This is a genomic window from Flavobacterium sp., from assembly GCF_039930565.1.
In the GTDB taxonomy this organism is placed as follows: Bacteria; Bacteroidota; Bacteroidia; order Flavobacteriales; family Flavobacteriaceae; genus Flavobacterium.
In genome coordinates, this window is the sequence record NZ_JBDTTP010000034.1 from 1 (window position 1) to 26,669 (window position 26,669).

At 34.3% G+C, this 26,669-nt stretch carries 21 protein-coding genes; 15 read left to right on the forward strand and 6 right to left on the reverse strand.

The window, feature by feature from the left end:
* A partial coding sequence (locus ABI657_RS10150) for a U32 family peptidase (protein WP_348097144.1) occupies positions 1–1,481 on the forward strand: 1,481 nt, incomplete at its 5' end.
* Positions 1,482–1,518: 37 nt separating this feature from the next.
* Here the strand turns inward: ABI657_RS10150 and ABI657_RS10155 are convergent.
* Positions 1,519–2,295 (reverse strand): hypothetical protein, encoded by a 777-nt coding sequence (locus ABI657_RS10155; protein WP_348097145.1) that lies wholly within the window; start codon positions 2,293–2,295, stop codon positions 1,519–1,521.
* A gap of 805 nt (positions 2,296–3,100) precedes the next feature.
* Between ABI657_RS10155 and purT the strand changes: the two genes are divergently transcribed.
* From purT to ABI657_RS10170, 3 genes are read left to right on the forward strand one after another with little or no spacing between them, the layout of a single operon-like run.
* Positions 3,101–4,261: a formate-dependent phosphoribosylglycinamide formyltransferase gene (gene purT, locus ABI657_RS10160; RefSeq protein WP_348097146.1), complete on the forward strand. Its 1,161-nt coding sequence runs from the start codon at positions 3,101–3,103 to the stop codon at positions 4,259–4,261.
* A gap of 2 nt (positions 4,262–4,263) precedes the next feature.
* Complete coding sequence (locus ABI657_RS10165) at positions 4,264–4,584, forward strand: DUF6370 family protein (protein WP_348097147.1); 321 nt, start codon at positions 4,264–4,266, stop codon at positions 4,582–4,584.
* On the forward strand, positions 4,584–5,159 hold the full coding sequence (locus ABI657_RS10170; RefSeq protein ID WP_348097148.1) for a Crp/Fnr family transcriptional regulator: 576 nt from the start codon (positions 4,584–4,586) through the stop codon (positions 5,157–5,159). The genes ABI657_RS10165 and ABI657_RS10170 overlap by 1 nt, the downstream gene beginning before the upstream one ends.
* Before the next feature lie 105 nt (positions 5,160–5,264).
* On the opposite strand, the gene ABI657_RS10175 is transcribed toward ABI657_RS10170, so the two are convergent.
* The gene (locus tag ABI657_RS10175) at positions 5,265–8,201 is read right to left on the reverse strand and encodes a T9SS type A sorting domain-containing protein (protein ID WP_348097149.1); all 2,937 of its coding nucleotides are present in this window, start codon (positions 8,199–8,201) and stop codon (positions 5,265–5,267) included.
* Positions 8,202–8,379: 178 nt separating this feature from the next.
* On the opposite strand from ABI657_RS10175, the gene ABI657_RS10180 reads away from it, so the two are divergent.
* The 5 genes from ABI657_RS10180 (at position 8,380) to ABI657_RS10200 (ending at position 13,017) form a co-directional block, all read left to right on the forward strand.
* Positions 8,380–10,338, forward strand: a complete 1,959-nt coding sequence (locus ABI657_RS10180; protein WP_348097150.1) for a sensor histidine kinase — start codon at positions 8,380–8,382, stop codon at positions 10,336–10,338.
* The gene (locus ABI657_RS10185) at positions 10,335–10,955 is read left to right on the forward strand and encodes a response regulator transcription factor (protein ID WP_348097151.1); all 621 of its coding nucleotides are present in this window, start codon (positions 10,335–10,337) and stop codon (positions 10,953–10,955) included. Before ABI657_RS10180 ends, ABI657_RS10185 begins: the two co-directional genes overlap by 4 nt.
* A gap of 314 nt (positions 10,956–11,269) precedes the next feature.
* Positions 11,270–11,986 carry a pirin family protein gene (locus ABI657_RS10190; protein WP_348097152.1) on the forward strand — a complete coding sequence of 239 codons (717 nt, stop codon included), beginning with the start codon at positions 11,270–11,272 and terminating at the stop codon, positions 11,984–11,986.
* Between the two features lie 168 nt (positions 11,987–12,154).
* Entirely contained in the window at positions 12,155–12,382 is a 228-nt protein-coding gene (locus ABI657_RS10195) for a (4Fe-4S)-binding protein (protein WP_348097153.1), read from the forward strand.
* A 101-nt stretch (positions 12,383–12,483) separates the two neighbouring features.
* Positions 12,484–13,017, forward strand: a complete 534-nt coding sequence (locus ABI657_RS10200) for a YceI family protein (RefSeq protein WP_348097154.1) — start codon at positions 12,484–12,486, stop codon at positions 13,015–13,017.
* 244 nt (positions 13,018–13,261) lie between these two features.
* On the opposite strand, the gene fabD is transcribed toward ABI657_RS10200, so the two are convergent.
* A complete protein-coding gene (gene fabD, locus ABI657_RS10205; protein ID WP_348097155.1) occupies positions 13,262–14,137 on the reverse strand; it encodes an ACP S-malonyltransferase in 876 nt (291 codons plus the stop codon).
* A gap of 72 nt (positions 14,138–14,209) precedes the next feature.
* Positions 14,210–14,572, reverse strand: a complete 363-nt coding sequence (locus tag ABI657_RS10210) for a DUF983 domain-containing protein (protein ID WP_348097156.1) — start codon at positions 14,570–14,572, stop codon at positions 14,210–14,212.
* A gap of 96 nt (positions 14,573–14,668) precedes the next feature.
* On the opposite strand from ABI657_RS10210, the gene ABI657_RS10215 reads away from it, so the two are divergent.
* Entirely contained in the window at positions 14,669–15,532 is an 864-nt protein-coding gene (locus ABI657_RS10215) for a helix-turn-helix transcriptional regulator (RefSeq protein WP_348097157.1), read from the forward strand.
* A 72-nt stretch (positions 15,533–15,604) separates the two neighbouring features.
* Here ABI657_RS10215 and ABI657_RS10220 read toward each other — a convergent pair whose 3' ends face one another.
* Together ABI657_RS10220 and ABI657_RS10225 are read right to left on the reverse strand one after the other, a co-directional pair.
* Complete coding sequence (locus ABI657_RS10220) at positions 15,605–17,038, reverse strand: rubredoxin (protein WP_348097158.1); 1,434 nt, start codon at positions 17,036–17,038, stop codon at positions 15,605–15,607.
* Between the two features lie 92 nt (positions 17,039–17,130).
* Complete coding sequence (locus ABI657_RS10225) at positions 17,131–20,649, reverse strand: molybdopterin-dependent oxidoreductase (protein WP_348097159.1); 3,519 nt, start codon at positions 20,647–20,649, stop codon at positions 17,131–17,133.
* A 312-nt stretch (positions 20,650–20,961) separates the two neighbouring features.
* On the opposite strand from ABI657_RS10225, the gene ABI657_RS10230 reads away from it, so the two are divergent.
* From ABI657_RS10230 to ABI657_RS10250, 5 genes are all read left to right on the forward strand, one after another.
* Positions 20,962–21,666, forward strand: a complete 705-nt coding sequence (locus ABI657_RS10230) for a Crp/Fnr family transcriptional regulator (RefSeq protein ID WP_348097160.1) — start codon at positions 20,962–20,964, stop codon at positions 21,664–21,666.
* A 378-nt stretch (positions 21,667–22,044) separates the two neighbouring features.
* Positions 22,045–23,478, forward strand: a complete 1,434-nt coding sequence (locus tag ABI657_RS10235; RefSeq protein ID WP_348097161.1) for an alginate export family protein — start codon at positions 22,045–22,047, stop codon at positions 23,476–23,478.
* Positions 23,479–23,507: 29 nt separating this feature from the next.
* Complete coding sequence (locus tag ABI657_RS10240) at positions 23,508–24,719, forward strand: CmpA/NrtA family ABC transporter substrate-binding protein (RefSeq protein ID WP_348097162.1); 1,212 nt, start codon at positions 23,508–23,510, stop codon at positions 24,717–24,719.
* A gap of 162 nt (positions 24,720–24,881) precedes the next feature.
* Complete coding sequence (ntrB, locus tag ABI657_RS10245; protein ID WP_348097163.1) at positions 24,882–25,763, forward strand: nitrate ABC transporter permease; 882 nt, start codon at positions 24,882–24,884, stop codon at positions 25,761–25,763.
* 90 nt (positions 25,764–25,853) lie between these two features.
* Entirely contained in the window at positions 25,854–26,660 is an 807-nt protein-coding gene (locus ABI657_RS10250; RefSeq protein WP_348097164.1) for an ABC transporter ATP-binding protein, read from the forward strand.
* The last annotated feature ends 9 nt before the right edge of the window (positions 26,661–26,669 follow it).

Sequence of the window (26,669 nt, forward strand, 5' to 3'; positions counted from 1 at the left end):
CTGGAATCAAACGTGTGGTTTTGGCCCGCGAATTGAACCTGCATCAAATTAAAACGATTTATGACGAAGCTGATGTAGAATTAGAATTTTTTGTAACCGGAGCTTTATGTGTTTCGTTTAGCGGAAATTGTTATATGAGTGTGGCTAATGGGGAGCGCAGCGCCAATCGTGGTTCCTGTGCCCAAAACTGTCGCTTACCTTACAACTTAATCGACGGAAACGGAGAAACTTTAATCAAAAACAGTCACTTGCTTTCTATTAAAGATTTTGATGTTTCAGATCAAATTCCAAATCTGGTTGAAGCAGGAATTGTTTCTTTCAAAATCGAAGGCCGTCTTAAGGATATCGTTTATGTAAAAAATAATGTTTCGTATTTACGTCAAAAATTAGATGGTTTCTTAGAAGGAAGTGACAAATACACTAAAGCTTCTTCTGGAAAATGTACTTTCACTTTTGATTCGGCTCTGGATAAAAGTTTCAATCGTGGTTACACGGATTATTTTGTAAACGAAAGACACAGTTCAATTGGTTCCTGGGAAAGCCCAAAATCAAAAGGACAATACATTGGTAAACTTCTTAAAACTATTGGAAACGCCTACGAAATCGAGAACGGCGAATTATTAAATAATGGTGACGGACTTTGTTTTATCAACGAAAATAATGAAGCAGAGGGAATTTACGTTAACAAAGCCGAAAATGGTTTAGCTTATCCTAATGTTTTAAAAGAAATAAAAGACGGAACTTTTATTTATCGAAATAACGACGCGGCTTTCATTAAAATAGTAGAAAGAGAAGACAGTGCGGTACGTAAAATTAGTACAACTTTATTATTGACCGAAAACGAAAATGGTTTTGAATTAATCGCCACAGACGAAGACGGGAATGTAAGTACTGTGAATTTAGTTCATCCAAAAGAGCAAACTAAAAACAACGAATCTATCGCAGAAAACTTTAAAATCAATTTGGCAAAAACAGGTTTTACACCTTACACTGCCGATGAAATTAACGTAATGTTTTCTCAAAACTGGTTCCTTCCTATTTCTAAAATCAACGAAATGCGAAGAAATGTTTTCGATCAGTTAACAGAAATTCGTTTAAAAAATTATGTGCGTGAAGAACATCAATTGGTAAAAACTTCTCACCCATATCCTGAAACCAAACTGGATTTCATGTATAACGTTTCGAACAAAACAGCCCGTAAATTCTACGAACGTCACGGTGTTACCGAAATCGAAAAAGCATTTGAATTACAATGGGATCCTGGAAAATCCCGCGTAATGACTACTAAATATTGCATCAAATACGAATTAAAAAAATGTCCTATACACCAAAAAGATATTGCAGGGGTCAAGGTAAAAGAACCTTTGGTTTTAAAACAGGGCGAATTAGAATACAAACTAAAATTTAACTGCAAGCCCTGCGAAATGGAAATCTGGGAAAAAGATGCCGAATTCGAAATCGAAGAAGATCATTTTCATTAAAAAAAAAGCGATAGTTTAAATTATCGCTTTTTGTTTTTTATTTTTTCTTAGTGGTTTTTGTTTTGGATGCCGGCTTTGTTACTTCCTTAGTTTTTGTAGTTTTTTGTTCTGCTTTTTTCTCTCGTTTCGCATTATATAAATTCACAATTTTCTCAATGTCATCGTACTTGTATTCTTTATCTTCAATTTTTTTAGCGATTTCCGGACTATCACTAAAATAATAAACCCCATACTCCTTAAAAAAAACATTATAACCAGCAGAAAAAGCATTTGAACTTACTGAAACCAATGTTGGGTAATCCTCCTTATTTCTTTTCATATAATGGTTGACATCTTTAGAGACAACTTGCATTTTATTCTCTTTTATTTTCTGTTTAGTCTTTTCATCTTCTTCCTTGACTTCTTTTATTCCCAATTCTTCACCACTAATATATAAAGAAATCTTTCCATTGATTGTTTTACATATCCACCTTTCATCAATAATTTTAAATTCTGTACCTTTCTTTTTATATACTTTTGTTTTTGTCCATACAAAAGTGTAAGAAAGCTTTTTATTCTCGTCAAAAACCTGAATGGAATCTATGTCTTTACTTTCGTATTTTCCATTCTCTTCCCCTACCTTTATTTTTACTTTTTTATCAGCAAATCCGGGAAATTTTACTATTCCATTTATTTTTTGCTTGTCCTTTTTAAAAAGAATCGCATCAGCTTTTTGTTCTCCCATTCCAAATTTAAATGTTATTCCTGCCGATTGTGCTTGTAAAAGCGATGTAATGCATAAAGCACTCATTATAATAAAAAAATTGATTTTCATTGTTGGGTTTTATTTGTAAGAGGGCAAATATAGAAATATAGTACAGCTTAGAAAAAGGTTTCCAAACAACGAACCATGAAGTTATATTATAATTATTAACAAAAATTTACTCCATAAAACTATTTGGGCGTGACCACAAGGGTCGGGCTATCCGCTGCAAGTCCTCGCACTTCCTTTGTCAGGCTGTGGGCTATCCGCTTCTATCCCTCACGCAAATAGCGCAAAGAGAAAATTATCATTTACAATATAAAGCTGCCAAATCTCCAAAATCTGCGTGAGAATAAATTTCAATTTATTTATCTTTACTCTCTAAACAGAATCGAAATGGAATTCAAAAACAGTATTCAAAAAGATTCAATTATTGCTGGAATTTTAGTTTGCTCTTTTTTTCCATTTTTAATTTTTTCAGACAGTTATTTTATCTTTCAATGCATCCAAATATGTGATTTCGGTATTTTCTGGAATTCGATTTTCTGGGGAATTCTGTTTCCATTATTCATTGTTTTTCTTTTTTGGAACACAGCAAAAAAAATTAGTTTTTCACTAAATCAAATAACTTATTTTAAAGCTTGCTCTCAATTTTCTTTTGGAGTCAGTTCAAAAATCATAATAACTCTTGTTATAATTTATATAATCGGATTATTCATGAACGGAACATCAGTTGTTTTACATTCACAAATTTCGTATCAAATTTTATTTTCCATACTAATGATTTTGTTATTATCGTTTGCATTAATGATCCTAACTTTTATTAGCTCTTTAATAATTGTAAAAGCAAATCAAAACCTTAAAACTAAATTAAAAAATGAAAATATTACTCCTTGGTTCAGGTGAATTAGGCAAGGAATTTGTCATTGCCGCACAACGAATCGGACAAACCATTATTGCTGTCGATAGTTACGAAAATGCTCCGGCAATGCAGGTTGCACATGGTTTTGAAGTAATAAACATGCTCGACGGCGAAGCACTTGACCGCATTGTAGCCAAACACCAACCCGATTTTATTGTTCCTGAAATAGAAGCCATAAGAACCGAACGTTTTTACGATTACGAAAAACAAGGCATTACTGTGGTTCCTTCAGCGAAAGCAGCCAACTTTACCATGAATCGTAAAGCCATTCGTGATCTGGCTGCAAAAGAATTAGGTTTAAAAACAGCCAAATATCAATACGCAACCTCAGCCCAAGAATTACGAAAAGCCGTTAAGGAAGTTGGAATTCCGTGCGTGGTAAAACCTTTAATGTCTTCTTCGGGAAAAGGACAATCGACAATTAAAACTCAGGAAGATATTGAAAAAGCCTGGCAATATGCTGTCGCAGGATCCCGTGGCGATGTTATAGAAGTGATAGTAGAAGCATTTGTTAATTTCCATTCGGAGATTACACTTTTGACGATTACCCAAAATAATAATCCAACTTTATTTTGTGCTCCAATCGGGCACAGACAAGAACGCGGTGATTATCAGGAAAGCTGGCAGCCGGCACAAGTTGCTGAAGCCGATTTGTACGAAGCGCAGGATATGGCCGAAAAAATTACCGAAGCACTTGGAGGCGCTGGGCTTTTTGGGGTCGAATTTTTCCTGACCAATGACGGTGTTTATTTCTCTGAACTTTCTCCCCGACCGCACGATACGGGAATGGTAACTTTAGCAGGAACGCAGAATTTCAATGAATTCGAATTGCACTTACGGGCAATTTTAAGTCTTCCAATTTTTGAAATTACCTTAGAAAAAGTAGGCGCAAGTGCTGTAATTTTAGCTTCTGAAAATTCAGAAAACCCTACTTTTACAGGAATAAAAAAAGTAGCTGCTTTACCCAAAACCGATTTCAGGATTTTCGGGAAACCAACTTCAAGACCGTATCGCCGAATGGGGGTTGTTTTGAGTTATGATTCTCTTTCAACCCCAATTGAAGAAGTTGTGGAACGTGCAAAAGTAACTTCTAAATTAATAACTGTAAACTCTTAAAAATGAAAAAAACAGCATTTATGATTTTCCTGTTAATCGGAATTTCAACTCAGGCTCAAAGCAAAAAAGTAATTGACAAACCCCAAATCGTGGAAGCATCCTGTGGAGAATGTAAATTTGGAATGAAAGGTGAAAGCTGTGATTTAGCCGTTCGTATCGATGGCAAAACTTATTTTGTTGACGGAACAAAAATTGACCAACACGGAGATGCACATGCCGAAGACGGTTTTTGCAAAGCCATAAGAAAAGCTTCTGTAACGGGAACCATCGAAAAAAATCGTTTTAAGGCGACTTCTTTTACTTTAATAGAAGAAAAAAAATAATGGCGTTAATACTCGAAAATATTGCCAAACATGTTTCGCTTACTCCGGATGAACAAGCGTTGTTTTTATCCAAAACAGAAACCCATACTTACAAAGCCAAAACTATTTTATTGAACGCCGGTGAAATCTGCAAACATTCTTATTTTGTAAATTCCGGGATTTTAAGAAGTTTAAACATCAACGATAATATTGTAGAGCATGTTTTGGCATTTGCCTGTACCGGATGGTGGATGAGTGATATGTACAGTTATTTTTCGCAAAAGCCGGGACAGCTTTTCATAGAAGTTTTAGAAGATGCCGAAGTCGTTTCATTATCCAAGGAAAATCAGGAACAACTGTTTCTCGAGATCCCAAAACTGGAACGTTTTTTCAGGATATTAATCGAAAACTCATTGGTTGCTAACCAGGAAAGATTATTGGATAATCTGAGTTTGACTGCAGAAGAACGTTTCGAGAAATTTTGCGAAAAATACGGAACTTTGGTGCATAAAGTTCCTCAAAAACAAATTGCTTCTTTTATTGGCGTGACACCGGAATTTTTTAGTAAAATGAAGGCCCGTCTTTTAAAGAAATAACCAGTTTGCAATTTTTAAAATTTATCCAATAAAAAAGCTCCAAAACTCAATTGCAACAATTGAATTTTAGAGCTTTTAAAACTAATTAAATTAAATTTTATCTCATTACTTTTTCAAAACTTTTACTGTTTTTTCCAAACCGTTTGACGATAATTTTACAAGATATAAACCTGCTGTCAAATCAGACAAATCAACTGTATTAGTTGAACTTTCTGAATTAAACTGTACTGTTTTTACAACATTTCCAAGCAAACTAAAAACAGTTACCTTCTCTAAAGTTATATTACTAATGTACAATTCTCCCTGAGTAGGATTTGGAGTTATTGCTACAGTTTCAAAATTGTTTTCTCCAGTTCCTAAAGAAATATTTTCCAAATAAACAGCAGAAGCATCTTTATAACTCATCCAGTTATCATCTGAATATACTTTATTATCAACCAAAATAACTAATGCAGGATCATTCGCCTGAAAACCAAAGTTTCCGATAGGATATGTTACCAATTTATTTTTTACACTTTTAGAAGGGATGGATGCTTGTAAGTTTGTATTATTACCATTTTTCAGATTTACTGATTTCAATTGATTATTCTGGCAATTAATAGTGGTTAATTGCGTATTGGTAGACAAATCAAGTGTAACAAGCTGGTTCGAATAACATTTTAAGTATGTTAATTCAGGATTTTTACTTACATCTAATGTTGTTACACTGTTATTACCCAAATCTAAAGTTGTTAAAGTTGTATTTTGAGAAACATCCAGAGAAGTCAGCTGATTACCAACACAATGTAAAACAACAAGTTTGGTATTTTTAGTTACATCTAAACTAACCAATGCATTATTATTTAAAAGAAGGGATACTAACTCTGGATTTTTTGAAACATCAATATTTGTCAGTTTATTATTTTTACAATAAACATGCGTTAATTGTGTGTTTTTTGAGATATCAAGTTGGGTTAGATTGACATTATTTACTAAATCTAATGAAGTTAGGGCCGTAAAATCCTGTAATCCTGTAAAATCTGCAATAGTAGTACTATAAATACTTAAACTTGGAATAGTATTAATTTCATGTGTTAATACTTTACCGTCAACAACTCCAGAATCTATATCGTTGTCTATTAGCAATTGCTCAAAAGCTGCATCTGGAATCGCAGTATATTGCGTACAATTCGTTATAGAAAAAACCGTATTGGAACCGTCTTTAGTTAGCCAAATAGGAGCTGTAGCTACTTCAAGATTATCAACTTTTACACAAGATAATAAATTACAATTCTGAGACGAAAATCGAGTAATAATTTCATTGTTTCCGTTCGCCATATTTAAGTTTAATAATGGACCGCCTAAAAAAACATCTTCAAGATTAGTGTTGTTATGAAAGTCTAAAGTTGCAAGTGTATTGTCGCTTATGTAAGCCGTTTTTAGAGCTGTATTTTGAGATAAATCAAAAGTTGTTAAATTATTATATCCAAAATTAATAGACTCAAGCAATTTGTTTTGACTAAGATCTACTTTTTTTAAACCTGTATTATAAACTGTAAGATTTTTTAAAGAGGCAAAATCTTCAATACCTGTAATATCTTCTACTGTGGTATATACAACGTTTAGACTTGTAACACCAGTAATATTAGCAGTAATCACTTTACCGTCTATCACGTCATCATAGCCATTGTTTACTAATACTTGTTCAAAGTTGCGGTCCGGTATTGCCGTTGACGGACAGCCAGTAGTGTAATAACTTGAAGTAACATCTTTATTAAGCCAATTTGTTGTAGCATAGTCGATATCATCAACTTCAATACAACTCAGTTTTGGATTGCTGTTGAAAGTATTTCCAGCTTCAAATGCAGTTTGATCAGCTCTCCCTTTAAGATTTAAAACAGTCAGGTTAGAATTTCCGGAACAAGACAATTTAGTAATTAATGGATTTTTAGAAATATCCAGTTTTGTTAATGCGCCATCCGTTATATTTAATTCCTGTAACTTGGTATTTTGAGAAATATTTATGGTCGTTAAGTTGTCATTTTCCTTAATTTCCAGAAAAGTCAAATTGGTATTTTGTGACAAATCTATTGCAGAAAAAACACCTTTTCCGCCTCTGTTATATTTAAAATAAGTTAATGCAGCGAAATCCTCAATCCCCGTAAAATCACCAACAGCATTATAATCACCTGTTAAATCAATAGCTGTTATACCAGCAATATCAGACGTCAACACTTTATGGTCAGTTACTGTAATGCCGTTTTGTGTCAAATAATACTCAAAACCAGCATCCGGTATTGCCGTATAAACACCACAATCTGTTTCAGAAAAAGTCGTATTATGATTACCTTCGTCATCTGTGTATGTTTGCCAGATAGGATAAAAACCTCCTTCTCCGTCAGAAATGGTACCAGAAGTATCCAGACCTGCATCTACTTTTACACAAGATAACCGGCTGCAATTTGCAGCCCAAAAACGTGTAACATTATGATTATTACCATTGGTTATGTTTAAGTTTACCAACCCACCTCCTAAGGATATATCTGTTAATGCTATATTATTCGAAAGGTCTAAACTAGCTAATTTGTAACCGCTGACTTCTATTTTTGTTAGTGCAATATTAGCGGATACGTCTACCATTCTCAAATTTCCGGAATTTCCCAAATTCAAACTGGTCAATTGTAAATTGTGTGAAAGGTCAATCGTAATTAAACTATTACCATAAAGTGATAATGATACCAGCTCCGTTAGTGCTGACAAATCCATACTCGTTGCAGGAGCATATCCAGTGGTAAGATTAGTTAAAGCTTTAAAATCCTGAAGACCTGTAAAGTCCCTGATATTTACATAATATAGATCCAATTCGGTAACACCACTAATATCTGCCGTTGCTACCTGATGATTTAAAACACCATCGGTATCAATATCATTATTTATCAGCCATTGCTCAAAAATAGCATCTGGTATGGAAGTAACTTGCGCTTGCAGACAGTTAAAAGCAAAGAACATTAAGATAAGCATTAAATGATTGCTGTTTTTCAGAAAGAGTAATTTTTTTTTCATAGATTAATTTTAATTGTTATTAATATGCAGCAACAAAGTTGGTATTATAATAAATAAAATCATGTAAGGGGTAACCCCTGAATATTTATTCAGGAGTTGAAATTCATTTGAAATAGATACATTTGCTGAAAATATATTTGAAATGAGGAATCCATTTGTGTGCATTCTATTAATTGTAATGTCAATTCTGTATTTAGGGTGTAATAGTAACAAAGACAGCGAAGTTGTTTTTGTAAAAGAAGAACCAGTTAAAGAAGACGCAGTTAAAGCATGGCTGCACAAAGTAGAAAACTATAAAAAAAGCGATAACTATTTAGTAGTTTTTCATAAGTATTACAATCAAAAAATTAAAGAGAAAAAATATTTAAATGCAGCTGAAGTTTTAGATATAGCCTGCGTATATCTTGCGGATTCATATGATTTTAATGATCAGTTTATGGCAACTGTCAAAGAATTTGATACCAAATACAGGGAAGAAGTACCTGTATTAAAAACCACTTTTGTAGATGCTTATCTGGCCAACTATTATTATGATAAGTACAATTTAAAAAAAGCATGCGATTATTTTAGTAAAATAACCGCATTAGAACCCGACAATTATGATAGCTGTTACAACATTGCCAGGGCTTACTATGATTTGTCCTATATTTATTATGTAATGGGGAAGCAAAATTTAAGCCTGGATGCTAATCAGAAATCTTTCGAATCTTTCAGCAAAATAGATAATCCGAAGGGCCTTGCTTTTGTTTATTCTAATTATGCTAATATTTATACTGCCATTGGTGACAAAAAAAGAGCCATTGAAAACGCAGATAAAGCTATTCAGGCATATAAAAAAATTGACAATACTTATAACGTTTATATCGGTTTGATTAATAAAATTTCGATTTATGAATATTTAAAAGATAAACGCGAAAGACCATTAATCGATTCTGTTTATCAGGCTTTTGTTAGCAGTAAAGACGAGAGTAAAATATTAAAAATCAAAATATTTGACTTTAAGGCAGAAAATCTAATTCATGAGAACAAGCTGCCTGAAGCCAAAAAACTACTTGATGGCTTAAAACCAGTAGTTGAAGAAATAGATTCAGATGATTTAACTCAGGAGTACAAATTAACAGCTGCACTGTATGAAATAAAAAAGAACCCGGGTTATTCTAATTTTACAGATATAAAAAAGGCATTACCCACTTTAATCAGCAATCAGCAATACGAAAAAGTGAATATGTTTTATGGCTTATTACAAAACAATGCCATTCAGAATAATGATTACAAAAGTGCTTTTGGATATGAAGCGCAAAAGAAAATTATTGCAGACAGTATAGGAAACATTATTACCCGAATAAAAACTGTTGAGCTAGAAAAAAAATACCAAACTGAAAAGAAAGCCCAACAATTAAAAATAAAAGAGCAGACCATTACCAATAAAAACACAACAATTGCACTGTTGGGTGCAAGCTTGATAGGAATACTTTTTATAAGTTTCGCATTCAACTTAATACAAAAACAAAAAAAATTACGTCTGGAAAAGCAAAGTGCACAGTTGTATACCAAGCAACTTTTGGAAAAAACAGAAGAAGAACGTAAGCGAATTGCAAGTGATTTGCATGACAGCGTTAGCCATGAACTATTGAGTTTAAAAAACTCCCTGGAAGAAAAAAGAGAAATCACGAATCAAAAAATTGACAACATTATCAATGATATCCGAAGTATCAGCAGAAATTTGCACCCTATAATGTTTGATAAAATTGGATTAAAAGAAAGTATCAATCAAATGGTAGAACGAGCTGAATCAGTGAATAATTTCATGGTGACTGCCGAGATTGACTATAGTTACGTTTTATCTTCTTCACATGAATTACAAATATATCGTATCGTACAGGAAGCACTTTCTAACATCATAAAATATGCTGATGCAGTTGCAGCCAAAATTTCTATTACTGAAACTGAAAACACTATTAATATTGAAATAAAAGATAATGGAAAAGGATTTAATGTAGAGGAAACCTTAAACAATACATCTTCGTTTGGTTTGCACAATATTATTGAAAGAAGCAGGGCGATTGGCGGAAAAGCAATCGTTTTATCTGATACTAGCGGTACCATTATTACCATAGAAATAAAAAAGAAACCATGAGAATATTAATTGCAGACGACCATCCTTTTATGCTTCAGGGTACAAAAAGTTTTGTAGAATCTTACGGTTATGTTGTTGAGGATACCTGCTCAAATGGGATTTCTGCATTGAATTTAATTAAACTCCACTTGCCGGATATTGCGATTCTTGACATTAATATGCCAGGACTGGATGGTCTTGATGTTTCTAAAGCGGTTCAGGAAAGCAAAATTAAAACCAAGATAATCTTGCTGACGATGCACAAGGAGATGACAATATATAAAAAGGCGAAAGAATACGGAATTTACGGCTACATACTGAAAGAGCATGCACAAACCGAATTGCAAAAATGTCTGGAGGAAGTAAAAAAAGGAAATGAATATACGAGTATTTCACTTAAAAATGATTTGATAACAGACACACCAAATGATGATACTGAATTGGCAAATCTAACTTTGTCTGAAAGAAAAATCATTGAACTCGTTACACAGCAAAAAACGACAAAACAAATTGCTGAATTATTATTCCTGTCTGAAAAAACAGTTGAAGGACACCGTAGCAAAATAATCGAAAAATTAGGCTTGCCTAAAGAAAAAAATGCCTTGCTGATATGGGCTATGCAGAATAGCAAGAAGTAGAAAAATATAAACGTTTATTTGATGAAATAATTTGCTTCATTTCAGGCATGCACGACCTTATGAAAATAAAATTTCTTATCTAGCCCTGATAGAAGCGGTATCCTGTTGTTGCGGGGTTCGCAACAATAGATATAGTGGATAGCAGGACTACAGGTCTTTTGAAAACTAAAATTACTGCTCCAGAAAAATTACCACCATATAAACCTTAGAATCTTAGTAAATTAGCTCCTAAGAATCTTTCTTAATCTACATTAAGTGCTTTTCATTGATGTTCGCTGTAAATTTGTACTATAAATAACAAAACACATAACATCATGGAAAATATAGTAGTACACAAAGCAGAAACAAGAGGAAATGCAAATCACGGATGGCTTAACGCTTATCACAGTTTTAGTTTTGCAAGCTGGTATAACCCGGAAAGGATTCAGTTTGGAGCACTTCGAGTTTTAAACGATGACACGATTGCTGGCGGAATGGGTTTTGGAACACATCCTCACGATAATATGGAAATTATTACCATTCCGTTAGAAGGCGATTTAGCGCATAAAGACAGTATGGGAAATACGGAGATCATCAAAAATGGTGATATTCAGGTCATGAGTGCAGGAACCGGAGTTCAGCATAGTGAGTTTAACCCAAATGCGGATCAGCAGACTAAATTATTGCAAATCTGGCTGTTTCCAAACAAAAGAAATGTCGATCCACGCTACCAGCAAATCACTTTGGATGCAGCGGACAGACACAATAAACTTTCTCAGATTTTATCACCAAATGCTGATGATAAAGGAGTTTGGATTCATCAGGATGCCTGGTTCAATATGGGAAATTTTGATGCCGGAATTGCTACCGAATATAAAATAAAAAAAGAAGGAAATGGCGTTTATGCTTTCATCTTAAAAGGAAACGTAACCATCAACGGTCAGGAATTAAACACTCGTGATGCTTTGGGAATTTCAGATTTTGAAACCTTAAATATCAAAGCAAATACTGACGCAGAGTTTCTTTTAATGGATATTCCGATGAATTATTAATTTTGAGAATTAAATAAACAATCTTACTTTTTAAAAGGTAATATTTTGAATTTCAAATTATTACCTTTTATTTTTTATCTAAATTTTTCTAAAACCAGATAAGAAAGCTTAAATTAGATAAAAATTGATCTTTTTTAAACCAAAAATCCAATTCCAAAAACTTTAAACATGAACCCAGATAACCTTACAAAAGAATATACAAACGGTGAAGTAACCATAGTGTGGCAATCGGGAAAATGCATTCATGCCGCCCAATGCGTAAAAAATAATCCGGACGTTTTTCATCCAAAAGAAAAACCGTGGATTCAGGCTGGTAATTCTACCACTGATAAAATTATCGAAACCATACACAAATGCCCTTCGGGAGCTTTGACATATTATATGAACAAGAATTAATTATAAAAAAATCATTACTTAATCTAGGTTAAGTGCTCCTTCCCTATAACAGGCGTAACTTTGTCTTATCAAAATGAAATTAATATTTAAAAAATAAAATTATGGCAACTACAAAATGGGCAATTGACCCCACTCACTCAGAAATTGGTTTTAAAGTGAAACACATGATGTTTACCAATGTTTCAGGAAAATTTTTAACGTACGATGCAACCATCACAACAGAAGGTGATGATTTCGAAAATGCAGCTATTGAATTTTCAGGCGATATCGCTTCTATTGATACTGCCAATGCAGACAGAGATGGTCATTTGAAAAGTGCAGATTTTTTTGATGCTGAAAACCATCCAAAATTAACTTTCAAAGCTTCGTCATTTAAAAAAATCAATGATGAAAAGTATGAAATCACAGGAGATTTAAACATCAGAGGTATTGCAAAAACAGTAACTTTTCCGGTAGAATTTAGCGGAATCCTGACAGATCCATGGGGAAATACAAAAGTAGGTTTAAGTATCGAAGGAAAAATCAACCGTAAAGACTGGGGTTTAAACTGGAACTCTGCTCTTGAAACCGGTGGTGTTTTGGTTGGAGAAGAAGTCAAACTGAACATCGAATTGCAGTTTGCTAAACAAGCGTAATTGTTATCTATTGTTTATTATGCACTTAGCGCATTCTATTTTTAGCTTCTAAAAATATTTAGCCACAAATTACACAAATTTTCACAAATTAATTAGTGCTAATTTGTGTAATTTGTGGTTAATAAATAAGTGCTGCAACCTGGCATGCTTTCAGTCTGCAAGTGAATATTCACATATAAAGAACCCTTCTTAAACATAATGTTAAGAAGGGTTTCATTATTTAGGATATATTAAATGCTAAAAATTAAGCATTTGCCGTAGCGGCTTCTTTATCAATTTTTCCAATCAAACCAGCTAACACTTTTCCTGGACCAACTTCTGTAAATAAAGTAGCGCCGTCAGCAATCATTTGCTGTACAGATTGTGTCCATTTTACAGGAGCTGTCAATTGGATTATCAAGTTCTTTTTTATTTCGTTTGCATCCGAAACTGCACTTGCCGTTACGTTTTGGTACACCGGACAAATTGGAGTTGAAAAAGTTGTCGCTTCAATAGCTGCTGCCAATTCTTCTCTAGCAGGCTCCATCATTGGAGAGTGAAATGCGCCTCCAACAGGTAAAATCAAGGCACGTTTTGCTCCGGCTTCTTTCATGGCTTCGCACGCTTTTTCAACTGCAGAAGTTTCTCCTGAAATTACCAATTGTCCCGGACAGTTATAATTTGCCGCTACTACAACTCCGTCAATTGAAGCACAAACTTCTTCGACTACATTGTCTGCCAATCCTAAAACCGCAGCCATTGTTGAAGGCGTTATTTCGCAGGCTTTTTGCATCGCCAAAGCACGTTGTGAAACTAATTTCAGTCCGTCTTCAAAAGATAAAGATCCGTTGGCAACCAAAGCTGAAAATTCGCCTAAGGAATGTCCCGCTACCATTTCAGGCTTAAAATCATCACCTAATGTTTTAGCTAAAATAACCGAATGTAAAAAAACGGCTGGCTGTGTTACTTTTGTTTCTTTTAGTTCTTCGGCAGTGCCTTCAAACATGATATCTGTGATTCTGAAACCTAAAATCTCATTCGCTTTTTCGAATAATTCTTTGGCCAATACCGATGTTTCATATAAGTCTTTGCCCATTCCTGTAAACTGTGCGCCCTGACCCGGAAATACGTATGCTTTCATTTGTCTAATTTAAGATTGCTATTTAATAAATTGAAAATTAGTTTCAATTGAAAGGCAAAAATAACACTTTTTTTAGCTTGAATAATCCTTAAACATATAAATCCATGCTAATCGTGAGAATCGCAGATTGAAAGAAGTAAATAAGATAATGACAATAGCAATAATGGGAATGATTCTTAAATCGAAATTCTTTTCAAAGAAAAACTGAGCCACACAATATGTTGCAATTCCCTGAGCTACTGTTAATCCGTAATTTACATACATGGCACCAAAGAAAAATCCAGGTTCCTTTTGAAATTTATAATGGCAATGACTGCAGGTTTCATTCATTTTCGGGAGACCAAAATTCAGGAAGATGTTTTTGTCTTTAAAAACTTTTCCTTTATGACAAACCGGACATTCGTTGCTTAAAATATGAGTTAATGCACCAGACATGATATTGTTGTTTTATATTTATACAAAGGTAAATGAGATTCTATCAAAACCTTTTTTATATCTTCGCCACTTATAGCACAATAAAGACATTTCATTATGAAAAAGTATCCGGTCTATAGTGTACAGAATTTTAGCTGTAATGATATTCATCGTAATTTTTATGTGAATACTTTTAAGGAGCATTTAAAAAGCCACAGTTTTGTCGAAGAACCTCATCGGCATGATTCCTATTTGATGGTTTTTTTTACGGATGGATCCGGAATTCATGAAATCGATTTTGACCGGTTTGAAATCCAAAAAGGAAGTTTATTCGTCTTGCAGCCCGGACAAATGCATCATTGGAGTTTGTCTGATAATATTGAAGGCTTTGTGATTATATTCTCGCAAGAACTTTATAATTTATATTTCGGACAGAAAAAAATCAACGATTATACTTTTTATCATTCGATTCACAATCGTCCTGAAATGGTTTTTGAAGCTGAAGAAATTCCAAAGATTTTGCCTTATTTTAAATTATTAACTGAAGAAAATATCCAGCCAAATAATTTTCAATTGGATAAAATGCTGAATTTGCTGGATTGCATTCACATTGAAATTGCCCGAAAATATGGCGAAACGTATTCCCATCAAACGCATTCCTACAATGTAAAAATCAATACATTTGAAAAGCTTCTGGAACAGCATTTTAAACAAGAAAAGTCTCCCTCATTTTATGCAGAAAAATTAAATATTACCTTAAAACACCTGAACCGAATTTGCAATGAAATTTTACAAAAAACAGCTACTGAAGTGATTATGGATAGGGTTATTCTTGAAATCAAACGAATGTTAACCGATAAACAATTGAGCATAAACGAAATTGCATCTGCTGTTGGTTACGATGATTACTCTTATTTTTCGAGAGTTTTCAAAAAACAAACTGGAGTTTCTCCAACGGCTTTTCGGGAATTAAAGAACTAAAAAAATAAAAACTACATAAGTGACAAAGAGAAAAAACTTAAATTTTCTTACATAACTTATATGGTAAAAAAATTAAATGGTTACAGCTTCCCGAATCCTGAAATTGCTTTTTGGTGCTTCACACAAAGAGCAGCAATACGTTTGGGCTAAATCTGTAAATAAAATACCTTTCGGAATGTTCTGGCTTTCATCTCCGTATTCCGGATTATAAGTAGTTAAACATTCCTGACATTGGTAAATAACCAATTGTAGTTTTTCTTTTTTCTGATTATTTTCTACTGTTTCAATGACTGAGTTTCCCAAATCTTCAAAGTATTTCCTGCTTAATTCGATTAAAATAGTTGGCAGTTCCAACTTGTCAATATCCTGAGAATGCACGATGTATTCTCTTGTATTCGGATCAAAATTCTTCGCATACAACACATTGTAAGTATCACGAATCTTAATCGATTCTAAATCTTTTGGCAAATCATTTTTTTCGACTACAATCGAAGTAAAATAATGTCCGTCACGATTGTATTCGGATATTCCGAAATTTAAACCGTAGGTACTGATATCAAACTGATCCAGTGTTCGTACCAGAAATGTTTTCAGGTTCAAAGCCCAATCCATTGCTACAGGTAAATGCCAGTTCAACTCTAAAAGGGAATGACGGACATTGATTCCTCTTTTTCCTAAAAATTTCTCCCATTCCAGTTTTCTGTCTTTCGGAATCCCTTTTATGATAAATGATTTCCAGGGCGTGATACATATTTTTCCGATTTTACAATCGAAACACAAATCACACATCTGTTTCAGAAATTCCAAATCGTAAAGATTATTTCTCCAATATAAACCAAGCCAATACTGGTCGATTCCCATTCGGTTCATACCTTCATAATACGGAAAAGGATAAAACGGAACATTTAAAGGTTTGTCAATTGTCCTGTTATTAGTATCTAAAGCTTCACTTACTAGACTAAAAATCATATCGATTCCGCAAGATTCTTCAGTAGTAACAATACGTTCAATTTCGTAGTAAAAAGCGGCAATATCCCAGCTGTAAATTAACACTGGATAGACTTCCATACGCTGCCATTTCGGCAAACGAATGTACAAATACCAATAATCTTCATGTTCGGAAGCAATGAAATTAAGATGTCCGGTAAACAACGGAACTAATTGTTGTTTTGGATCATTTATGTTGACCTTAAGCTTGGGCTGTTCTTTAAATTGCTCTAAAATATATAAAAACTTATTCCCAGTAAGCCAATTGGTATTCCTGAAAATATCCGTAGAAACATAAGACGAAACGATATTATTACCGCTCTTTTCATCGGGAAAAACAAAATGATGTTTTCCCATTTTTTCCTTATCCAAAGCTTTAAAGCCTTTTGGAAAAATAATATCCTGTCTTGAACCAAATGAAATCGAATCTAAACCCTGATCAGCAGCCATATTGACCACTTCCCTAAGTTCTCCAGGCGAAATAACGCCTCCTTTTACTATTAATCTCGTTAATTCCATGTCTCTAATTTTGTTTCAGGTTTCAAGTTTTTGTAGTTTCAAGTTTTTGTAGTTTCATAAAACCTGAAACTTTAAACTTGAAACAAAATAAACTACACTTTACACTTTGCTAAAATCTCTTTAACTTCTGTTTTACAGCTTCCACAGCCTAATCCTGCTCCGGTATTTTTACATAAATCAGTAAAATTATTCACCCCGCTTTTAATGGTTTCTTCAATATTTCCTGCTCCAACCTGACTGCACGAACAAACTAATTTTCCGAGAACCGGCTTGGCGTTTGAACTTCCTCTGAGTAATGAATTTCGTTTTTCTGACAATTCGATTTTGCTTTCGATCATCGTTTTAAACTCGGCGAACTCATTTTTGTCTCCCATCAAAATGGCGCCAACCAATAAATCATTTTTGACGATGCATTTTTTGTAATAACGCTGTTTTAAATCGGCAAAAATTATTTCTTCGTACGAATCATCATTTTCCGGAATTTCAACTTCTCCAATGCTGCACAAATTAATATCTTCCAGTTTCAGGATGTTCATTAAAACAGAACCTTTGTAGTAACTGCTGATATCACCGGCCAAAAAGTTAGCCAGAATATCTGCCTGCTCTTCTGCTGCCGATGTGATTCCGAATAACTGATTGTTGAATTCGGCTATTTCACCAATGGCATAAATATCCGGATTTGATGATTGTAAATACTGATTTACCTTTACACCGCGACCACAGGAAAGTCCGGTTTCTCTTGCAATTTCGATATTCGGAATCGTTCCAATCGTATAGACAATAGCATTTGCGGTAATGATACGGCCACTTTTCAGTGCGATTTCAAGTTCATTATCATTATTCGTTTCAAAAACAGTACTCACCTCATTATCAAAATAAATCTGTATATCACGAAGCTGCACTTCTTCTGCCAATAATTTACTTGAAACACGATCCAATTGACGTTCCATCAAACGCGAAGCCCTTTGGATTATAGTAATTTTTACTTTTTTATGTTTTAAGGCTGCAGCCAATTCTAATCCTAACAAGCCTCCGCCAACAATTACAACATGCTGTTCTTCCGGAGGTAAATTAGTCTCGTCAAGGTGTTTTTTTAAACGATCAGCATCTTCCTTTCGTCTTACGGTAAAACGTCCCGGCAAATGTAATTGTGCATTTTCCGGTACAAAAGGACGGCTTCCGGTAGCTAAAATCAAGGAATCAAAAATATGTGTGTCGCCTAAAGTGTCTATAATTGTTTTTTCGGCAGCATTTATCTTACCAACAGCAACACCGGCATTCATGGTAATTTTTAATTTATTCAATGCTTCACCATCCTTTACCTTTAATAATTGCTGCCAGGTAAATTCGCCTGTCATATATTCAGGGAGCAATACACGATTGTAAAATGGATTGAGTTCATTTGAAAAAACCACAATTTCATCGGTAGAATTAAATTCACGATAATTTTGAATGAAACGGAAAGCCGCTGCACCCGCACCCACAATTGCTATTTTTTGAAAAGGTTTTACATATTTGGCAATTGAAACCGTAGTATATTTAAAATCAGGCTCTTTTGAAACCGGATCAACCAAAGTATTGGTTAAATTATTAGTTCTGTTTAAATCATTTTCCAGTTGTTTCCCCCAGTGCATTGGCAGAAAAACTACTTTTTCCCTGATCGAATCCGTAACTTTAGCTTTTACACGAACCTCTCCGTTTTTGCTTGTAACGGTAACAATATCCCCATCTTTGATATCATTTTTAAAAGCATCAATTGGATTAATTTCTAAAACCGGACTTGGTGTATGCGTCATCAATCGCGAAACTTTTCCTGTTTTGGTCATGGTATGCCATTGGTCGCGAACCCTTCCAGTAGTCAGGATAAAAGGAAATTGTGGACTTGGTGGTTCAGAAGTATTTTCAATTGCTGTCGGCAAATTAAAAATTGCTTTTTGTGATGGTGTGTAGAATTTTTTATCCGTAAAAAGACGAGGTGTTCCCGGATGTCCATAATCAGGAACAGGCCATTGAAAAGTACCTTCGGTTTTTAAGCGGTGATAATTTAAGAATGAAATATCAATATTGGTGTTTTTGGTCAGCGCACAATGTTCTTTGTAAATCTCTTCGGCACTATTAAAATTAAAGCCGCTAAAATTCATTTTTTTAGCAAAACGAATCAGGATTTCTATATCCGGAAGCGCTTCACCAGGAGCGTTTATACCTTTTGGCAAATACGAAATACGACGCTCAGAATTGGTCATCGTGCCTTCTTTTTCCAACCATCCGGCTGCCGGCAATAATAAATCGGCATATTTGGCTGTATCTGCATTATGAGAAATATCCTGAACTACCACAAATTTTGCATTTTGCAACGCTTTTTCAATACGACGGGAATCCGGTAAACTTACCAACGGATTGGTACAGATAATCCAAACGGCTTTCATTTTCCCGGATTCCAGCGCCTCAAACATTTCAGTTGCTGTTAAACCCGGTTTTTCTGAAATTGCATCCACTCCCCAAAAGTCCGCTACTTCTTTTCGATGTTCAGGATTCGCTAAATCTTTATGAGCCGCTAATAAATTGGCCATTCCGCCTACTTCCCTTCCCCCCATTGCATTGGGCTGACCTGTTAATGAAAATGGTCCTGAACCCGGTTTCCCTACTTGCCCGGTCAATAAGGACAAGTTCAATAAAGCCGTATTTTTATCTACTCCAACGGCACTTTGATTAAGTCCCATTGCCCAAAGCGAAATGAATCCTTTTGCTTTACCGATTGTATCAGCAGCCAGTTTAATATCGTTTACTGAAATCCCACATAATTTTGAGGCTTTTTCCAGTGAAGTATTTAAAACTAAATCTTTATATTCTTTAAAATTTTCAGCAAGATTTTTCACAAAGTCATGATCTACATATCCCTTTTCGATAATACGTTTCGCCATTGCATGATATAAAATAATATCAGAACCAGGAATAATCTGCAAATGTAAATCGGCGAAAGCGGCTGTATCCGTTCTTCTTGGATCGACAACAATAATTTTTACTTTAGGATTATTTTCTTTGTGTTTTTCCAATCTTCTAAATAAAATAGGATGACACCACGCAGGATTAGCTCCTGTAATCAAAAATGTATCTGCCAATTCAATATCATCATATGCAATAGGCACAGCATCTTCTCCAAATGTCTTTTTATAACCAACTACCGCAGAACTCATGCAAAGCCTGGAATTGGTATCTATATTATTGGTCTTTAAAAACCCTTTTACTAATTTATTGACCAGATAATATTCTTCAGTTAAACATTGTCCTGAAATATAAAAACCAACACTATCCGGTCCGTGCTTTTTTATGATAGAAGAAAAAACAGCTGCTGCACGGTCAATTGCGGTATCCCAGCTCACACGTTCCAGCGGATAGAATTTACTTCCGCGCATTTCAGGGTATAAAATCCTGTCTGAAGTATCATTGACAACATAATGCAAATTCATTCCTTTAGAACACAACATCCCTTTATTCACAGGATGATCTTTGTCTCCTTCAACCATTACACCATTTTTCGCATCATTGGTAACGATAATTCCGCAGCCAACACCACAGTATGAACAGGTTGTTTTGATTTTTGTGTTCTGCATTCCGGTTGTTTTTAAATACTACTATTATGATCTTTAAATAATACTTCAAACAAAGCACTTATTTAACTTAGACAAAAATAAGTATTTTTACGTATAAATACTTATTTTATCAATTTATTTTTCTATTTTTGAATCAAAATAAATAAAGAACTGCGATTCGTTTAATATAGTAATTAGTGAATAGCCATTAGTAATTAGCTTTAAGCTAAAATTAGATTCAAAACAATAAAGAGTTAATTATTATTTAGCCAGTTAAAAGCTAATCACTCTTCACTAATTACTAAGAACTAAATAGCTAAACAAATTTATCCCATGAAAGAAGAATTGGCCATTTGTTATACCTGTACAAACGAAAACTGTTTTATAAAAAAACATCTCCATTTAGAGCAAATGAAACAGTATGTTGCCAAAAAACATAGCTTCGTTTGCAAAAAATCGCATCAGTTTATTATTGAAGGCGCTCCAATTCAGGGATTATATTTTATCTGCAAAGGAAAGGTCAAAACGGTAAAAACTGGCATCAACGGACGTGAGCAAATTGTTCGCTTAACCAAAAATGGAGACACAATAGGATTTCGTGGTTTTGGGGCCAGCAAACGATATTTAATTGGCGCATACGCCCTCGAAGATACTGTTTTGTGTAATTTCAGCAATGAAACAATGATGGAAATACTTCAAAATGTTCCTGAATTTACCTATGCCTTAATGTTATTTTACGCAGATGAGTTAAATAAAAGCGAGAATAATATCCGCAAAATTGCCCATATGAATGTTCGGGAACGTGTTATTGATTTACTATTATACATTCATCGCAAATTTGGCCAAACCAATGGATTGATTGAAATTGAACTTTCGAGAAAAGAAATTGCTGATTTTGCCGGAACTACTGAAGAGCAGGCTATTCGTGTACTTTCAAGCCTTAAAAAAGAGACACTTATAAAAACTGTTGGCAAAAAAATTGGCTTATTGGCTCTTCCTAAATTGCAATCAGAAATAATGGAACATAAATATTTCTAACAAGATTTAAGTGCTATTTCTCAAAACATTTCTTCTTTATAAAATCTCCATTTTAAGATTTTACAATTACTTATAAATAATTCTACGTATATTTCTAAGTCATTTTGCTTTTACCTCCAAAAAACACTTAAAAAAAGATTTATATTTTATTTAAGTAATTCCTTTTTCCTCAAAATAGTAGCCGAAACTTCAATACCTAGTGTTTGTAAAACCTTGCTATGACTTAGATATTTCAAATTTCCTGCGATAAAACAGTAAATAAATTGATTTTAAAACGATTTATTCAGCTAAAAAAAAATGTTTTGACATGTTACAAACATAGCACGTAAGTATTAATACGTATGTAAGTTTGCTTCATACTAATCAAAACAACAAACCATGTCAAAATTAACTACTTTAACAATAACTCAGACAGGATCTGTTTTTAAATCTAAAATCACAAAATGTGTTGTTTTAGGATTCGCAATTACACTTTTAGGAAATTATGAAGCTAAAGCACAATTTACATTTACTGGTCAGTTAAGAGACCGTGTTGAAATGCGTGCCGGACAAGGAACACTGCAGCAAGAAGGAGATAAGGCAGCTTTATTTACCACCCAGAGAACAAGATTATCTGCAGGATATTCAGGATATCGTTTTAAAGTTTTCACCTCATTACAGGATGTTCGTGTTTGGGGACAGGATGCTTCTTCAATCAACAGAACAACTACAGAAGCTAATAACGGAATTTTACTGCACGAAGCCTGGGCAGAAATTTCATTAGTAGATTCACTAAGTACTATTCAGAATTTATCTGTAAAAGCAGGGCGTCAGGAAATCTCTTATGACGACCAGAAAGTTTTAGGAGGCTTAGACTGGTTACAACAAGGCAGACGCCATGATGCGATTATTTTTAAATATGCAAACAAAGGCTGGATTGTAGATGTTGGAGCGGCTTTTAATCAAAACAAAGAAAATAATACCGGAACAATTTATAATGGCACCAATCCTGCATATGGCGCAGGAACAAATGGAATTGGAACTTTATACAAATCGTTTCAATATGGGTATGTAGCAAAGAAATTTTTCTTTGGTGATTTGTCTTTTTTATTCTTTAAAGATGACTTCAACAAATATACTACGGTAACATCAGGTACTCCTGCCATAACTACAAAAGTAAATTTGGAAGGAACCTGGAACAGAAACACTACCGGAATTTATTTCAACACGAATCCAACCCGAACCTTAAATTTAACAGGAAGTTTTTATCACCAAAGTAGCCATAATAAAGATGGAAAAGCTTTAAATGCCAATATGGCTTCGATCACTTCGACTCTGCAAATTGGAAGAAAATTATTTATTGGTCCCGGAGTTGATTATTTATCTGGTGATGACGGTACAAAAGCAGCAACTTCTGAAGACAATCGTTTTGATCCCTTGTACGGAACGCCACACAAATTCTGGGGAAGCATGGATTATTTTTATGCTGCCAATGGTTTTGGAAAACAAGGTTTACTGAACTATTTCTTTAAAATAAAATACAATGCCAAAGACAATCTGAGTTTCTTTTTGGATGTTCACGGTTTTGAATCGGCAAATAAATTATCTAATGGTGCGGGTGGAGAATTAGACTCTTATCTGGGTACCGAATTAGATTTAACAGCAAGGTACAATCTAACCAAAATAATCAATATCGAAGCTGGCTATTCCATCATGAAAGCCACCAACTCTATGGCTTCTGCAGCAGTAAAAAATGTGGCAAATGCCGATTTAACGCCTCAATTTGCTTACGTAATGTTAAATATCAAACCTAATTTTTTAGCAAAAAAATAAATTCCAAATAACTTTTAAATCTATTTAAAATGAAAAAAGCAAACACATTCACTAAAACTATATTGACCTTATTAGTCTTGATCGCATCCTTTTCGGAAATAACAGCTCAGAACGACCCCGTAAAATTAGGATTCATTCCGCTAACGGATTGTTCTCCAATTGTAATGGCAAAAGAATTGGGATTGTTTAAAAAATACGGAGTTGAAGTTGTAGTTACTAAAGAATCATCATGGGCAAATGTTCGTGATAAAATTTTAACCGGAGAATTAGACGGAGCGCACTGTCTGTATTCTATGCCGTTTTCGGTTTACACCGGGGTAGGAGGAAAAGCAGGTTCTGAAATGAAAATCGCCATGATGCTTAATGTAAATGGTCAGGCGATTACACTTTCTAAAGATTTTTGCGGAAAGGTTGGCTTCAAGCAAATGAATAAGGTTGCACCGGTAGTAGCAGCAAAACTAAAAGCCGAGAAAGAAGTGACTTTCGCCATGACTTTCCCGGGAGGAACACACGATTTATGGCTGCGTAACTGGATGGCAATTGCAGGTGTGAGTCAAAAAACATCTAAAATCATTACGATTCCGCCTCCACAAATGGTAGCGAATATGAAAGTGGGCAATATGGATGGATTTTGTGTTGGAGAACCTTGGGGAGGAGTTGCGGTAAAACAGGGAATCGGTTTTACACAGGTGGCATCTCAGGATATCTGGAAAGACCATCCTGAAAAAGCATTGGTCGTAAACAAAGAATTTAGTGAAAAACGCAGAACAGATCTTGTAAAAGTAATGAAAGCCGTTTTAGAAGCCTGCATTTGGTTAGACAATCCTGCCAACCGTAAAAAAGCGGCTGCGATAATTGGAAAAGCGCCTTATGTAAACGCTCCTGCAGATGTTATCGAAAACAGATTAATGGGAAATTATGATTTGGGATGCAACCAGGGAACTCAGGTTTATGCTAAAGATTATATGTTGTTTCACAAAGGCGGAATGGTTAATTATCCGCGTAAATCGCACGCTATCTGGGCAATGGCACAATTTGTACGATTTGGATATTTAAAAGAAGCTCCAAATTATAAAGCGATTGCAGATAAACTCATTCTACAGGATTTATACGAAGAAGTTGCCAAAAGCATGAAGGTAAAAGTACCAAATGATGATATGAAACCTTTCTCCTTAACTATGGATAAAACGGTTTTTGATCCTTCGAATCCTGCAGGATATTTAAAAGTAGTCAAAAAATAAAGTGCTTACTAAGTTTATTTGTTCCACAGATTTAATGATAGTAAAGGATTATTTTTCAACACTACTTAAAGCTCTTTAATCTGGGAAAATCATTTTAATCTGTGGAAAATTAACTTCACACGAATATTCATAAATATAATTTTCAATTTAAATTACATAATCATGTCAGATAAAGATATACTAACACTACCTACCGGTCATGTTGAAGCTTTGACTTCGCGGACTGTCAATGATTCTGCAAAAAGCGATGCCTTAAAATTAATTATCGGTCAATTTGCAGCAAAACTAAAATCAACCGGATTAGCAGGAATTGGAGTTTTAATTTTTATAGGATTTTGGAGTTTGCTCAGCTTTTATACGAAAGATGCGCTGCCGGGACCTTTAGCCACTTTTACTGTTTTGAAAGAAATGTTAAGTGATCCGTTTTATGATTACGGTCCAAATGATAAGGGAATTGGCTTGCAATTATTCAATTCGATCAAAACTGTTTTATTTGGATTTTTATTGGGATCCTTAATCGCAATTCCGATTGGTATTTTGATGGGAGCAAGCAACACTTGCAAACAAATTTTTTATCCAATTGTACAGCTTTTGAAACCAGTTTCGCCTTTAGCTTGGTTTCCAATCGGACTGGTTGTTTTTAAAGATACCGGAATGGCGACTATTTTTATTGTTTTCATTACCTCGTTATGGTCTACTTTAATCAATACTTCTTTTGGAGTAGCTTCGATTCCGCAGGACCACAAAAACGTTGCAAAAGCTTTTGGGTTTTCGAAAATGCGTTATTTAACCAAAATTTTAATTCCATATAGTTTACCACATATTATCACGGGATTGCGTTTGAGTATAAGCGTTGCCTGGCTGGTAATTGTGGCAGGAGAAATGCTTTCAGGTGGTGCGGGAATCGGGTTCTTTGTTTGGGACAGCTGGAATGCCCTAAGTTTAGAAAAAGTGATCTCAGCCATTATCATCATCGGAATCGTGGGGCTTCTTTTCGATAAATTATTCACTTTTATTGAAAGTAAAGTGGCTTATAAAGCTTAATAGAAAACATTCTGAGGTTCTAACTGACTGGTCTCTAAAAAAACCTGAAACTTGAAACTTGAAAAAATCAACAATCTAAAACTAAACATCATGAGCTATTTAGAAATAAAAAATTTAGAAATATCATTCCCAACCCCAAAAGGAAAATACATAGCGGTTCGAGATATTAATTTATCTATTCAAAAAGGAGAAATCATCTCTATTATTGGACACTCAGGCTGTGGAAAATCTACCATTATGAATGCCATTGGCGGCATGTTAACACCAACGGGCGGAACTGTTGAACTGGCCAACGAGAAAATAAAAGGTCCGGGACCGGATCGTGGAATCGTTTTTCAGAACTATTCGCTTTTGCCCTGGCTGACTGTTGAAGAGAATATTTTTCAGGCTGTTGATTCGGTTATGGATTGTTCTAAAAAAGAGAAGCATGAAATTGTGATTGAGAACCTTAAAATGGTAAATCTTTTTGAACATAAGGACAAATTGCCGGGACAACTTTCAGGCGGCATGAAACAACGTGTAGCGATTGCGAGAGCATTTGCCATAAATCCTGGCGTATTGCTTTTGGATGAACCGTTTGGTGCTCTGGATGCCCTGACAAAAGGCTCGATGCAATTGGAAGTCTTAAAATTATGGAACTTAAACAACCGCGAAAAAACAATTGTTATGATTACGCACGATATTGAAGAAGCATTATTTTTATCAGACAGAATTGTGGTTTTAAATAATGGTCCGGCTTCTACTATTCGTGAAATCGTAGAAGTAAATTTGCCTAGACCGCGTAATAAAATTGAAATTGTAAAAATGCCGGAATATATTGCCTTAAGGGATAAATTATTGCATTTACTAACGGATAAATTCTCTATCGAAGATATGGGAATGGTCTATAAAAATTAATTTAAGTTG